13 protein-coding genes are annotated in these 14200 nt (G+C 62.5%); 6 read left to right on the forward strand and 7 right to left on the reverse strand.

Annotated features, from left to right (window positions below; translation table 11 throughout):
* The first annotated feature begins 344 nt into the window (after window positions 1–344).
* A complete protein-coding gene (gene katG, locus ACYQ47_RS08475) occupies window positions 345–2606 on the forward strand; it encodes a catalase/peroxidase HPI (RefSeq protein WP_309958229.1) in 2262 nt (753 codons plus the stop codon).
* Between the two features lie 58 nt (window positions 2607–2664).
* On the opposite strand, the gene ACYQ47_RS08480 is transcribed toward katG, so the two are convergent.
* The 3 genes from ACYQ47_RS08480 to ACYQ47_RS08490 all read right to left on the reverse strand — a co-directional run bounded on the left by ACYQ47_RS08480 (window position 2665) and on the right by ACYQ47_RS08490 (window position 4872).
* Complete coding sequence (locus ACYQ47_RS08480; RefSeq protein WP_250510927.1) at window positions 2665–3213, reverse strand: DUF4142 domain-containing protein; 549 nt, start codon at window positions 3211–3213, stop codon at window positions 2665–2667.
* Window positions 3214–3488: 275 nt separating this feature from the next.
* Window positions 3489–4322 (reverse strand): class I SAM-dependent methyltransferase, encoded by an 834-nt coding sequence (locus tag ACYQ47_RS08485; RefSeq protein ID WP_250510928.1) that lies wholly within the window; start codon window positions 4320–4322, stop codon window positions 3489–3491.
* A 115-nt stretch (window positions 4323–4437) separates the two neighbouring features.
* A complete protein-coding gene (locus ACYQ47_RS08490) occupies window positions 4438–4872 on the reverse strand; it encodes a GFA family protein (protein WP_459905081.1) in 435 nt (144 codons plus the stop codon).
* Window positions 4873–5033: 161 nt separating this feature from the next.
* On the opposite strand from ACYQ47_RS08490, the gene ACYQ47_RS08495 reads away from it, so the two are divergent.
* Entirely contained in the window at window positions 5034–6101 is a 1068-nt protein-coding gene (locus tag ACYQ47_RS08495; RefSeq protein ID WP_250469503.1) for an AraC family transcriptional regulator, read from the forward strand.
* A 95-nt stretch (window positions 6102–6196) separates the two neighbouring features.
* Window positions 6197–7021 (forward strand): isocitrate lyase/PEP mutase family protein, encoded by an 825-nt coding sequence (locus tag ACYQ47_RS08500; protein WP_459905082.1) that lies wholly within the window; start codon window positions 6197–6199, stop codon window positions 7019–7021.
* Between the two features lie 31 nt (window positions 7022–7052).
* On the opposite strand, the gene ACYQ47_RS08505 is transcribed toward ACYQ47_RS08500, so the two are convergent.
* The 4 genes from ACYQ47_RS08505 to ACYQ47_RS08520 form a co-directional block, all read right to left on the reverse strand.
* The gene (locus ACYQ47_RS08505; protein ID WP_459905083.1) at window positions 7053–7931 is read right to left on the reverse strand and encodes an isocitrate lyase/PEP mutase family protein; all 879 of its coding nucleotides are present in this window, start codon (window positions 7929–7931) and stop codon (window positions 7053–7055) included.
* A gap of 34 nt (window positions 7932–7965) precedes the next feature.
* On the reverse strand, window positions 7966–9357 hold the full coding sequence (locus tag ACYQ47_RS08510) for an MFS transporter (protein WP_250494440.1): 1392 nt from the start codon (window positions 9355–9357) through the stop codon (window positions 7966–7968).
* A gap of 63 nt (window positions 9358–9420) precedes the next feature.
* A complete protein-coding gene (locus ACYQ47_RS08515) occupies window positions 9421–10125 on the reverse strand; it encodes a GntR family transcriptional regulator (RefSeq protein ID WP_459905084.1) in 705 nt (234 codons plus the stop codon).
* A 103-nt stretch (window positions 10126–10228) separates the two neighbouring features.
* Complete coding sequence (locus ACYQ47_RS08520) at window positions 10229–11011, reverse strand: IclR family transcriptional regulator (protein ID WP_250510930.1); 783 nt, start codon at window positions 11009–11011, stop codon at window positions 10229–10231.
* Window positions 11012–11195: 184 nt separating this feature from the next.
* On the opposite strand from ACYQ47_RS08520, the gene ACYQ47_RS08525 reads away from it, so the two are divergent.
* From ACYQ47_RS08525 to ACYQ47_RS08535, 3 genes are all read left to right on the forward strand, one after another.
* Window positions 11196–12563 (forward strand): MFS transporter, encoded by a 1368-nt coding sequence (locus tag ACYQ47_RS08525; RefSeq protein ID WP_309846773.1) that lies wholly within the window; start codon window positions 11196–11198, stop codon window positions 12561–12563.
* Window positions 12564–12575: 12 nt separating this feature from the next.
* The gene (locus tag ACYQ47_RS08530; protein WP_459905087.1) at window positions 12576–13019 is read left to right on the forward strand and encodes a type II 3-dehydroquinate dehydratase; all 444 of its coding nucleotides are present in this window, start codon (window positions 12576–12578) and stop codon (window positions 13017–13019) included.
* A gap of 63 nt (window positions 13020–13082) precedes the next feature.
* A complete protein-coding gene (locus tag ACYQ47_RS08535; protein ID WP_309846778.1) occupies window positions 13083–14180 on the forward strand; it encodes a catalase family protein in 1098 nt (365 codons plus the stop codon).
* Window positions 14181–14200: the final 20 nt, after the last annotated feature.

Below are 14200 nucleotides of genomic sequence, written 5' to 3' on the forward strand. Positions count from 1 at the left end.
GACTTGACGTAACGCTAGGGCGTCGGACCGTCGCTCACACTCCACCTGCAAATTCTCGCGAGCCTCGCTATTCTTATAGGGGCGTTCTATCGGCGGCATTGCCACAAATGCATTTCATCTGCCGACGGCTCTCACATATATTGTTGGATGCCGCCGGCTGTCATCGACACGATGCTTGTGCGACGCACCATGTCAGACGCGTGACGCCAACGAATGATCGGCGGCAACCTGAATCCAAGGTCGGACCCATCGACACAGCCGGCGCTTTCTTCGTCCACACGGGACCACGCGTCGGCGCCATGTAAAACAAGCAAGCAGAGGCAAGTCCCCCAAGGAGGTAACGCATGTCAAACGAATCGAAGTGTCCGTTCAATCACACCGCTGGCGGTGGCACGACGAACCGTGACTGGTGGCCAAAACAGTTGCGCGTGGACCTGCTCAGTCAGCATTCGAACAAGTCCAATCCGCTCGACAGCAACTTCAATTACGCGGAAGCTTTCAAGAGTCTCGATCTCGCGGCAGTCAAGCAAGATCTCGCCGCGCTCATGACCGACTCGCAGGAGTGGTGGCCCGCCGACTTCGGCCACTACGGTCCGCTTTTCATCCGCATGGCATGGCATAGCGCGGGCACGTATCGCACCGGCGATGGACGCGGAGGCGGCGGGCGCGGTCAGCAACGTTTCGCGCCGCTCAATAGCTGGCCGGACAATGTCAGTCTCGACAAGGCACGACGCCTTCTTTGGCCGATCAAGCAGAAATACGGTCAGAAAATCTCGTGGGCTGACCTGCTGATTCTCACCGGCAACGTCGCGCTCGAAACCATGGGCTTCAAGACGCTCGGTTTCGCGGGCGGTCGCGAAGATACGTGGGAGCCGGACCAGGACGTCTACTGGGGCAATGAAAAAACCTGGCTCGGCGGCGATGTCCGCTACGGCAAGGGGGCGGCCGGCAAGGACGACGATGAAGGCGTGATCACCGCCGATGCGCAAATGCACGGCATCGAACAGAGCCGCACGGATGGCGGGCGCGATCTGGAAAATCCGCTTGGCGCGGTACAGATGGGCCTGATCTACGTCAACCCGGAAGGCCCGGATGGCAACCCCGATCCGCTTGCGGCAGCGCACGATATTCGCGATACCTTCGGCCGCATGGCCATGAACGACGAAGAAACCGTCGCGCTGATCGCGGGTGGCCACACCTTCGGAAAGACGCACGGCGCGGGTCCGTCGGATAACGTGGGCGCGGAGCCGGAAGGCGCCGAACTTGAAACCATGGGCCTCGGCTGGAACAGCACGTTCGGCACGGGCCGTGGCGCGGACACCATCACGAGCGGTCTCGAAGTCACCTGGACCTCGACGCCGACGCAATGGGGCAACGGCTTCTTCGAGAACCTTTTCGGCCACGAATGGGAACTCACCAAGAGCCCGGCGGGCGCGAATCAGTGGATCGCCAAAGATTCGGCGGAGACGATTCCGCACGCGCACGATGCGTCGAAGAAGCTGCGGCCGACCATGCTGACCACGGACTTGTCGCTGCGCTTCGATCCGGCTTACGAGAAGATCTCGCGCCGCTTCAAGGACAACCCGCAAGAGTTCGCCGATGCCTTCGCGCAGGCGTGGTTCAAGCTCACGCACCGCGACATGGGACCGCGTGCGCGCTATCTCGGGCCGGAAGTGCCGCAGGAAGAGTTCGTCTGGCAGGACCCGATTCCCGCGCTCGATCATCCCGTGATCGACGAGCAGGATGTGGCCGCGTTGAAGCAGAAAATCGCGTCGGCAGGGTTATCGGTCGGGGAACTGGTGACGACCGCATGGGCATCGGCTTCGACGTTCCGTGGCTCGGACAAGCGCGGCGGCGCGAACGGTGCGCGTATTCGTCTCGCGCCGCAAAAAGACTGGGCAGTCAATCAGCCGGCGCAATTGGCGAAGGTGCTGAAGGCGCTCGAAGGCATTCAGGGCGAGTTCAACGGCGCGCAGTCGGGCGGCAAGAAAGTGTCGATTGCCGATCTGATCGTGCTTGCGGGCGGCGTGGGTATCGAGCAGGCCGCGGACAAGGCGGGGCACAAGGTGAGCGTGCCGTTCAAGCCGGGCCGCATGGATGCGTCGCAGGATCAGACGGACCCGGAATCGGTCGGCATGCTCGAACCCGCCGCCGATGGCTTTCGCAACTATCTCAAGCAGAAGTACGGCGTGCCGGCGGAAGCGTTGCTGATCGACAAGGCGCAGTTGCTGAACCTGACCGCGCCTGAAATGACCGCGCTCGTCGGTGGCTTGCGCGTCTTGAACGTGCGCGCCGGGACCGAGACGCACGGCGTGTTCACGGACAAGCCGGAGACGCTGACCAACGACTTCTTCCGCAACTTGCTCGATATGGAAACGGAGTGGACGCCGATCACGGAAGCGCGTGACGCGTTCGAAGGCGCCGATCGCAAGACCGGCGCGGTGAAGTGGACGGGAACGCGCGTCGACCTGATCTTCGGTTCGCATGCGCAACTGCGCGCGCTCGCCGAAGTCTATGCAAGCGAAGACGGCAAGGAGAAGTTCGTGCGCGACTTCGTGGCGGCGTGGACGAAGGTGATGAATGCAGACCGCTTCGACCTGAAGTAATCGCTGCAAAGCGTGTTCGACGAACGCGGTGGCCTTTCCGGGCCGCCGCGTTTTTTTGTCAATGCGAAAAGCCCGGACGATCGAGCGCCAGTTGCAGCCTGTGCGCCTGATCCAGTTGCAGAATGAAGGACGGACGCGAGCGCACGAGCAACGTCTTGAGATCGGCGCTCGCAGTCGAACGGATGAAGCCATCCACGGACTTCACGAGCTGTTGCAGGAAGAAGACTTCGCGGTTCAGATAAGTAAGGTCGAAATCGCGGGCATCGGCGTTGTCGAGGGTTTGCAGGTCATCGCGCGTTTGTCGTGTCAGGTCGTCGCTTACGCCGCTTGGCTGCGCCTCTGCGCCGAGTCTTTGCAACAGCGCCAAGCCTTCCTGATAGACCTGTCCGTGTTCCGAGACCATCCGGCTCGCGAAGCTCTGCACGCTGCGTGATTGCGTCCGGCGCAACGCAAGCTGACCGGTCGCAATCTCGGCCTGATTCGCAACGAGCAGAATGCCGAGCATCTGCGCATCGGACGGACGCGAGGATTGAGCGAACGCGTGAAGCGAAGCGAGCAGCAGCAAGAGCGCGCTCGCAACGGTTCTGATGGTGATCGCCTGTCTCATGGATATCGGGCCCTTTGCGGCATTCGCGCCTCGCAGGGTAGCACCTGACGGAATAACACACGATGACCGCACCTGTTTCGCCGCGCACGCGAGCGCGGCGAAACAGGTCTAAACGCCCAGCCCTAAAGTCGACAACGCGAACCGCCATCCGAAGAAACATACCGACGAGCAGAGCGGCAGCGCCAGAAGCACGGGGCCGTATCGAAGGCCGAACAGGCAGACGGACGACCACAGGCGCGAGCCGCAGTCGAAAAGCCGGCGGCGTTTCGAGCCTTTCACAGCCGCGTCACCACGACTTCGAGATACTCGCTTGGCAGCACGAGCGTCGCGTCGCCCGAACGATTGCGGCTCTCGATTAGCGCCATCATCTCACCTAGAAACGCCGCCTGACGCTCGCCTTCGAGTGCGCCGATAGCCTTGTTCATCGGCCCGTAATACGTGCGGAACACGTCCATGAAATGCGCGGCCGAGCGATACCGAAACGTGAAATCACGACTCGTCGCGACGATTTCCTGCGCGCTGCCGTCGAACAGCGCGTCGAGCCGCGCCTTCGTGCCCCAGAGCGCAGGCGACATCACGCCGGCTGGCGGCGCAATGTATTTGCCGATCGTCTTGAACACTTGTCCGATGAAACTCTCCGGCGTCCAGTTCGCGAGCCCGATCTTGCCGCCTGGTTTGCACACGCGCGCAAGTTCGCGGGCCGCCTTGGCTTGATCGGGCGTGAACATTACGCCGAACGTGGACATCACGATATCGAACGATGCGTCGGCGTAGGGCAGCGCTTCCGCGTCCGCTTCCTGAAACTGCACGGCGAGCCCTTCAGCCGTGGCGCGGGCGCGGCCTGCATCGAGCAGCGCGGCGACGTAATCGGTCGACGTGACATCGCACCAGCGGCGCGCGGCGGCGAGGGTCGCGTTGCCGTTGCCGGCGGCGACGTCGAGCACGCGGCTGCCCGCGCGCAAGTCGAGCGCTTCGCAAAGATTCTCGCCGACGATCTGCAGCGTGGTGCCGACGACGGCGTAGTTGCCCGTCGACCAGGCGGCTTGTTGACGAACCTTGACGGCGGCGAGGTCGGCGGCGGGCGAGAAAGCGGGATCGGCTGCGGTCATGACGAACTCCTGAAAAGGCAAGGGCAGCGATGCGACATGCATGATGTGCTGCTGTTCCGATGGCGCCGCGATATCGCAATCGAGACTGCCCGCGCGGCAACGGGCAATCTAGCGATCATTCGGCCACGCTCACGCCCGAGCCGCCCAATTCGGCTGGAAAGTCCTTCAGTTTGGGCAAGCCGTCTTTCATGCGCAACACCGTTTCGGCGTAATTGACGTGCACACCGGCTTCGTAGGGAAAGTCCGTCAGGTTGGCGGCGAAGACATCGACGAGCCCGAGCCCCGGATGTTCCGTGAAGAGATGACCGCCGCAGTTCCTGCACCATTTGCGATAGCTGTTCTCGGTCTTGTTGTAAGTGCCGATATCATCCGCGCCGCGCGTCAGTTCCAATGCCTCGGGCTTCCAGAGCGTGAATGCGTTGAGCGGACTTGCCGACCAGCTTCGGCACGACGCGCAATGGCAGTAGCCCATGCCTTCTGGTTTTCCATGTACCGTGAATTGCACTGCACCGCAAAAACATTGACCGCGATATTCCTCTGCCTGACTCATGCCGTCCTCCTGTTTCGTGGATGCGCGTCTCGTCCGACGAACCGTTTCGCGTTCGTTGTTGCAAGGTCGCATGAGTGCTAGTATCAGCACGCGAGCCGGCTTATGGAATGACCACGCGTCCAGATATTTTGCGCAGGACGCCGAAACTGATGGGCGCCTACATGGATGCGCTTTCCGACGTGCTTCGCCTCGTGCGTCTCGGCGGGGCGGTTTATCTAAATGGCGAATTCACAGCGCCCTGGTGCGTCTTCGGCCACGCCACGCCCGACTTGTGCGCGACGTTTTTGCCGCGCACCGAGCGCATCGTCTCGTATCACCTCATCACGGAAGGCAGTTGCTGGGCCTCGCTTACAGGCGACCCCGCTTCCGCCATTCACGTGAGCGCGGGTGAATTGCTTGTCGTGCCTCAAGGCGAAGCGCATCTGATGGGCAGTTCGCTCGAACTCACGCCCGCGTCGGCAAGCGCCATGCTTTCGAAGTATCTGGAAACGTCGCCGGGCGAAGTGATGAAGCTGAGTTATGGCGGAGGCGGCGCGCACACGCGCCTGATCTGCGGCTTTCTCGCTTGCGACGATACCCTGACCAATCCCGTGCTCGCGGCACTGCCACGCTTGTTCAAGGTCGACATGCGCAACGACCCGCAATCGGCGTGGCTCGAAACATCGCTCAAACTCGCGGCTGTCGAGGCCGCCGAATGTCGCGTCGGCAGCGCGATCGTGCTGGCGCGATTGTCGGAATTGCTTTTCGTGGAAGCGGTGCGGCGCTGCATCGACGCATTGCCGGACGATCGCAAAGGCTGGCTCGCGGGCGTAAGCGATCGTTTCGTGGGACGCGCGCTCGCGTTGCTGCACGCGCAGCCGGCACACGGCTGGACCGTCGATGAACTCGCGCGCAAGGCAGGCCTCTCGCGTTCCGCGCTGGCGCAGCGCTTCACCCAACTGCTCGGCCAGCCGCCTATGCAATATCTTGCGCGCTGGCGTCTGCAGATTGCCGCGCAGGAATTGCGCAACGGGACCAGCTCGCTTGCGGCCGTCGCCGAGCAAGTGGGTTATGAATCCGAGGCGGCGTTCAATCGCGCGTTCAAGCGCGAGTTCGGCACGCCGCCGGCGAGTTGGCGACGCAATCTCGGCCTGGCGGATGCGAGCGATTCCCTGGCCGATATGGAAGATGTCGGCGACGCGCTCGCCGTCAGAGCCGCGGGCGGTTCGGCCGAAGGCCAGATCGCGTAGCGGTTGCGCAAGAAGCGAGCGCATTGCTTGGGCCTTGCCCTTGCGCTTCATCCCCAACCGCAAGATCATGGGCGACCAACCAGGGAGACACGCTCATGCCTCGCACCGTCGCCGAAAAACGCTCGGCCTTCCGCGAACTTCATGATTCCGGCTGCTTCGTCTTGCCCAATCCATGGGACATTGGCAGCGCGCGATACCTCGAAACACTGGGCTTCAAGGCTATCGCAACGACGAGTTCCGGCTTTGCCTGGTCCAAGGGTCACGCCGACAACACGGTCGAGCGCGACGCCGTTCTCGCGCATCTGAAGGAACTGGTCGATGCCACCGACCTTCCGGTCAACGCGGACTTCGAAAGCGGCTTTGGCAAGACGCCGCAAGAGATTGCAGCGAGCGTGAAGCTGGCGATAGCGACCGGCGTGGCGGGACTATCGATCGAAGATTCCACCGGCGATGAATCCGCGCCTTTGTTCGCCATCGATGTCGCGGTGGAGCGCATGAAGGCCGCACGCCGCGCCATCGACGAGAACGGCGGCGACACGTTGCTGATTGGCCGCGCCGAGAATTTTTTCGCGGGCAAACCGGACCTCGACGATGCCATCGCGCGTCTGAAGGCCTACGCCGAAGCCGGCGCCGATTGCCTCTACGCGCCCGGCATCAAGACGCGCGAGCAGATTGCGGCGGTGGTTGCGGCCGTCGCGCCGAAGCCCGTCAATCTGCTGATTGGCTCGGCATCCGAATTCACGCTTGCCGATGTCGCCGCGCTGGGCGTACGGCGCGTGAGCGTAGGCGGCGCGCTGGCACGCGCGGCCTGGGGCGGCGTCATGCGCGCGGCGGAGGGCCTCGTGGAAGGGCGCTTCGACGGCTTCGCGGATGCCGCGCCCGGCGACAAGCTCAACGGCATCTTCAAGCCGCGCGCATGAGGCGCATGACGCGTTCGAGTGCGCGGACGAATCAATCCGCGTGCTCGCGATCGAACGCCCACACTTGCGCGAAGCCCATCAACTCGCACATGTCCGAGAACGGATACATCGCGTCCTTCGCGCCTTCGGTGCTTTTCTTCGCGAGGATCTGGCCGTACACATCCTTGAGAGCCTTCGCGACCGTAAGGAAGCCGGACGCCGGATAAATCGCCAGCGAGAAGCCGAGCTTCTGCAATTCATTGGGCGCGAGTTGCGGCGTGCGTCCGCCTTCCACTACGTTCACGAGCAAGGGCATATCGAAGGCGCGGCCGATCTTTTCCAGCTCCTCCACGCTTTCCGGCGACTCGATGAACAATACATCGGCGCCTGCCTTCGCATAGGCTTCGCCACGGCGCAACGCTTCGTCGAGTCCGAGCGACGTACGCGCATCCGTGCGCGCGACGATCTGAAACCCGTCATCGGTACGGCTCTCGACGGCCACCTTGATCTTGCGCACCATGTCTTCGAGCGGAATCACGCGGCGTCCCGGCGTGTGGCCGCACTTTTTCGGGAATTCTTGATCTTCGAGCTGAATGCCCGCCGCGCCCGCCTGTTCGTAACCGCGCACCGTATGCGCGACGTTCAGCAAGCCGCCGTAGCCGGTGTCGCCATCGCAGATCATCGGCGTGTTCGTGCCGCCGCAAAACGCCGCGACGCGATTCACCATGTCCGTGTAGGTCGCGAGTCCCGCATCGGGCAAGCCCAGATAGGACGCGACCGTGCCGAAGCCCGTCATGTAGAGACAATCGAAGCCCATTGAATCGGCCATCTTCGCGGAGATCATGTCGAAGATGCCGGGCGCCGTCACGATTTCCTTCTGCGCGAAACGTGCCTTCAATGCCTGCCGTTTAGCCTGACTGGTGGTGTTCATAGCGTGTCCTTGTGTGAAGTTCGACGTTGCAGAGTCAATGATGCGATTCGCGCGATAACGCCAGCGCGGCGTCGGCGTCCGTATCGAGCGTCGGCGCGATCTCTTCGAGCGAGCGCTTGTTCGTTTCGATGCCGAATACCGCGAGCACGACGGCCATCACCACGCACGCGCCGATGATCATCGACAACACGTCCTTGATGCCGCCCGTCGCGTACATCACGACGACGAGCTGCGGCGCGAAAATGCCGGTGATGCGGCCCGCGCATCCGGCTATGCCATTTGCGCGCATGCGGTTTTCGGTCGCGAAGAGTTCGGGGATATACGTGGCAATGCCGAGCGCGACCATGAGATACGTCAGCGTGAAGAGGATGAAGCCGAGAAGCGTCGCCATCTCGACACTGGTCGAATGGCTGTACAACCAGCCGATGACCGCAGCGAGGGCGGCCACCGCGATCAAACCGTTCTTGCGGCCGATCCTGTCCGCGATCAGCACGCCGACGAGCGCGCCCGCCGGGCCGCCGAGCGACATCAGCGTGGTGTATCCGAGCGACGAAGCCATGCCGATGCCTTGCTTCATCAGGAACGTGGGCACCCACACGATGAAGCCGTAGATCACCATGTTCACCGCGACCTGCACGACGATCGACACGAACGTGCGGCGAATCAGTGCGCCCGAAAACAGCTCGATGAGCGTGGTTTTCTTGGTGATGGCGCGCGGTAGGTCGGCAATCGGCGGCAAGGGACGCACGCGCGCCGACTCTTCCTCGGCGGCGCGCAGGATTGCTTCGGCTTCGTCGTAACGGCCTTTCGATTCGAGCCAGCGCGGCGACTCGGGCATCTTCTTGCGGATGACCCAGACGATCATCGCGCCCACGCCGACGATAGCGAACATGGCGCGCCAACCGATGGTCGGAATGATCAAATAGCCGAGGAAGGTTGAAAAGAACAGCGCCGAATTGGTGATGAGCGACAGATACGCCGACCATTTGCCGCGCACGGCGGGTGGCATGAATTCGCCGACCGATCCATAACCGACGACGATCTCCGCGCCAAGTCCCAGGCCCATGAAGAACCGGCAGACGATGAGCCAGGTCATGTTCGGGGCAAACGCGCCCGCAATCGACGCGAGCCCGAAGACCGCGAGATTGAACTGATAAGTGAACTTGCGGCCCTTGGCGTCGCCGAGCACGCCCGCGGTGAACGCGCCGAGCAACATGCCGATGAACGTCGACGATAAAAACGCCGCGTTCAGATGCATGGACGACCAGCCGGTCTTCGAGAGCGCGCCGAGTACGCCGCCCGCGAGATAGATATCGAAGGAATCGAGGAACATGCCCGCGCCGATCAGCCAGAGCACGCGCTTGTGGAACCCGGAAATGGGCAGGCGGTCCAGACGCGGACCGGCGTTCACCGTACTTGGCTGCATGTCGTGTCTCCGATGTCTTTCGTGTGCGACGGTTTTTTATCGACGGTGCAAGGGGCAACAACGCTACGGACTGAGATTCTCCCGCTCGTGGCGGTCCAGCACGGCCTTTTCGGCGGCCATGATGTGACAGCGCGTGATGGCTTCCGCCCACGCCGCATTGCGCTGCTCGAGCGCGAGCACGATCTCGAAGTGCTGACGCGCGCTGCGTTCGCGGTCTTCGTCGCTGTAGGCGTCGAAGGTCCATTTGATGAGCGGCGTTTCCTTCATCGACTTGAGCGACCGGTCGAGCCGCGCGTTGTTCGCGGCGGCGGTGACGATGGCGTGGAATTCGCCGTTCGCGGTGAACCATGCCTCGCACGATTCGGCCGTGGACGGACGATGCGTAATGGCGAGCATGGCGTCCGCCAGCGTGCGAAGGCGCTCGATATCGGCAGGCTCGATCTTGAGTGCGGCGCGCCCCGCGAGATACGGCTCGATCAAGAGACGCGACTCGAAAATTTCGCGCGCGTCCTGCAGGGTCCACGCCTTGACGCGCACACCGTAGTTCGGACGCGTTTCGACCCAGCCTTCGGCGTCGAGTCTTCGCAACGCTTCGCGCACCGGCGTGCGGCTCACGCCCAAACTCTTGGCGAGTTGTTCCTCGCGCAGATACTGGCCCGCGCCGTACTCGTTGCCGGCAAGCGCGCGCTTGATGGCGAGATAGACGTCATCGCCAGGACGAGACGTATCAGGCGTGATTGTATGCAAAGCGGCGCTTATGACAGCCATCGAGGCCCCGTTATGGGAGTGAACGGGATTCATTGTATGCAATGTGCCGCAAATGAAACGTGGGGATTTCCCGCAGCATCACGCGGCCGAACGCGACCGAACGTTATCGAATGCGCCCGAAAAGCGGTGACGCGAGACTCGCAGCCGCCAGTTCGCCGGCGGCAGCAAGCAGCGTCGAGCCAAGCGCGGCCATGCGCTTCTCGGTGAGCCGCACGGCCGGCCCGGCGATGCTGATGACGCCGATAGCCGGATAACCACGCCGCTGCACGGGCGCCGCCATGGCCGTCATGCCGGGCGCGAAGACTTCGTAGATGGTCGCGTAGCCGCGCATGCGGGCGGCGTGCACGAATTCGAGCAAACCCGTCACCGTGGTCGGCGCGCGCGGGCCGTATTGCTTCGGCGCGCCGAAGCCTTGCCGCGTCACGAGTTCGAGCGCGCGTTCGTCGCTCATGGTCATCATCCAGGCGTGGCCGGTGGCGCTGCAAGACAAGACCGTGTCCATGCCCATGTCCGGGTCGTAGCGCAGGCCCTTGAGCGCGCCTTGTGACTTCGCGACCCACGTCAGCCGGTCGCCATCGACGATTGCGAGCCGCACCAGTTCGCCCGAGCTTTCCGCGAGCCGGTCGAGCATGCTCTGCGCGATATCGACGATGCCCGACGTTGCAAGATAGCTGAGGCCGAGCCCGACGAGCTTGGTCGTGAGCACGTAGTCGCCGTGTTCGCGCAATTGCCGCACGTAGCCGCACTGCTTGAGATCGACCAGCAGCCGATGGCACGCGCTACGTGGAATTTCGAGTTGATCGGAAATCATCGCGAGCGGCGTGCCTTCCATTTGCGTCGCGAGGAATTCGAGGACGGCAAGCGTTCGTTCGGTGACGCCGGGCATGGGTTTTACCTATCGTTCGAATCGATGATTCGCGCATGATTGCATATTGCGGGAAGAGATTCCACACTGGAACGGTATCCCACCCGGCGCTGTTAATCTGTGCGCCACGTCGTTTTATCGGGCTACGACGATTCCCGGGTAAGCGAAAGAACGTACACAGAGACACGCCCGAAGAGGAGACAAGATGCAATCGCACTTAGAAGAAACCGCGCACCAGTCGATGCGCACCCGAGCCGTCACCGCCGCCGCCATTGGCACGGCGCTGGAATGGTTCGACTTCACCCTGTATGGCGCGCTTGCCGCGACCGTGCTGCCCAAGCTCTTTTTCCCCGCGATGGATTCGACCTCCGCGCTGCTCGCCTCGCTTGCCACCTTCGGCGTCGGGCTCGCGGCGCGGCCGCTCGGCGCGATCATCTGCGGGCATCTCGGCGACAAGCTCGGCCGCCGCAATCTCATGCTCGGCACCGTCACCGTGATGGGCCTCGCGTCCATGCTGATGGGCTTCTTGCCGACTTACGCGAGCATCGGCGTATGGGCGCCCACGCTGCTCGTGATCCTGCGTATCCTGCAAGGCTTTGCGCTCGGCGGCGAATCGACCGGCGCGCAATTGATGGCGATCGAGCACGCGAGCGCCGGCGCGCGTGGCAAATATTCGGGCCTGCTCGGTCTGTGCTCGCCGCTCTCGCAGATCATGGCGAACGGCGTGCTGCTGACGCTTTCATCGGCCATGTCGGCCGAATCCTTCGATGCCTACGGCTGGCGCATTCCCTTCGTCCTGAGCTTCGTGCTCGTGATGGTCGGCGTGTATATCCGCTTGCGCGTGGCGGAGACGCCCGCGTTCGTCGCCTTGTCGAAAACCGAAGTCGCGGACGTCGGCAGTCCCTTGCGCGACGCCCTGCGTCTCCACTGGCGCACCGTGCTGCGCTGGATGCTCTTCTTCTGCGGACCGGCGGCGATTTTCTATCTGATCGTCGTGTTCTCGCTGAGCTATGTGACGAAGACGCTCGGCGTGCCGAAGCAGACCGGCTTTTTGCTGCTGATGGGCGCGAATGTCTGCGCCATCGTGGGCGCGCTGGCGGGCGGCATGCTGAGTGACCGCATCGGAAGAAGGAAGGCGCTGGCAATCGGTTCGACGGCGACCTTACTGATGCTTTTCGTCTACTTCCAGATTCTCGACACGAAAAGCTTCCTGCCGATGCTCCTCGCGATGGGCTTCTTCCTCGGCTTCACGCAGTTCCAGAGCGGCATACAACCGGTCGCGTTCGCCGAAGCGTTTCCGACCAACGTGCGCTACTCTGGCTCGGCGCTCGCCTATACCGGCGCGAACCTGATCGCGGGCGGCCCGATGCCGGTCGTCGCGGTCTGGCTCTTCGCGCTGTGCAACGGTTCGCCGTGGGGCGTCGTGGCGGTGTGCGTGATCTTCAACGTCATCTCGCTCGCGATGATCCTCACCGCGCCCGAAACGCTCGGCATCGACCTGAACCGTACCGATTCCACCGCTGAAGTGATCGGCGCGACGACGCAGGCGCCGATGCAATCGAACACTCATTGACTTATCGACAATATGAAACCTCTCGTCTATGTTTTGAACGGCTCGAATCTGAATTTGCTTGGCAAGCGCGAGCCGCATTTGTATGGCACGACGACGCTCGCGCAAGTGCAATTGCGTTGCGAAGCGCTCGCCGACGAACTCGGTCTGCAATGCGATTTTCGTCAGACCAACCATGAAGGCGTGATGGTCGACTGGCTGCAGGAAGCGTTTGAGAAGGACGCATCGGTGGTCATCAACCCGGCCGGATTTTCATTCTCGTCGATACCCGTGCTCGACGCCGTGAAGCTCATTTCGAAGCCGCTCGTCGAGGTTCACGTGACGAATATTCATCGGCGTGACGAGCAGTATCGGCACTCGCTGATCTCGCTTGCGGCGCGTGGCGTGATCTGCGGTCTGGGCGTGCAAGGATACGTGCTGGCGATCCGCGCCGTGGACGAAATGCTGCGCGAGGGGTGAGCTTTAGCGCGTTGGTACGGGCGTTGCTGAGTAGCCAAACATACCAACGTCCCCGGAGTTCAAATGGATACGCGCGCCTATCAACCGTTGCCTTTCGATCCCTCGTTCGAACAAATCCCCGACGACGAAGCCGAGACCACGCAGCAACTCGCCGAAGCCATGCGTAGCATCACGGAGAAGACTTACGCCGATAGCGGTCACGCAATCCGCAGCGTGCACGCGAAGAGTCACGGGCTTCTAACCGGAGAGCTGCAAGTGGTCGATGGCTTGGCGCCTGAGCTCGCACAAGGCATCTTCGCGCACGGCGGCACGTATCAGGTGGTGCTGCGTTTGTCGACGAATCCCGGCGATATTCTCGATGACAAAGTCTCGACACCGCGCGGCCTCGCGTTAAAGGTGATCGGCGTGGAAGGCGCGCGCTTGCCCGGGAGCGAAGGCGATGTCACGCAAGACTTGGTGATGATCAATGCACCCGCGTTCACGGCGGCGACGCCCAAAGCCTTCCTCGGCAACCTGAAGTTGCTCGCCAAGACCACCGACAAAATGCCCGGCACGAAGCAGGCGCTTTCGGCTGTGTTGCGCGGCACGGAAGCGGTGATCGAAAAACTCGGCGGCGAGAGCGGCACGATCAAGAGTCTTGGCGGACATCCCGAAACGCATATTCTTGGCGAAACGTTCTATACGGCCGTGCCGCACCTCTATGGTCAGTACTTCGGGAAGATCAGCGTGGCGCCGGTATCGCCGGAACTGACTGCCTTGACGGATGCACCCGTCGATCTCGACGATAAACCCAACGGCCTGCGCGAAGCCGTCAGCGATTTCTTCGCGGCCAATAGCGGCGAATGGGAAGTGCGCGTGCAGCTTGCAACGGATATCGAGAAGATGCCGATCGAAGATGCATCGAAGCGCTGGCCGGAAGATGAAAGTCCATACGTAACTGTGGCGCGGATTCGCGTGGCGCCGCAGACTTCATGGAGCGATAGCCGCGCGGCCGCTATCGACGATGGCATGGCGTTCAGTCCTTGGCATGGGGTGGAGGCGCATCGACCGTTGGGCGGCGTGATGCGCTCGCGCAAGCCGGCTTACGAGATGTCGTCGCGCTTCCGTGGTGAGCGCAACGGCTGCCCGATGCATGAGCCGAAGGGATCGGTTGAAGCATGAAGGCTAAGGTTGGCGCGCGC

The sequence above is a fragment of the Caballeronia sp. HLA56 genome, from assembly GCF_054655155.1.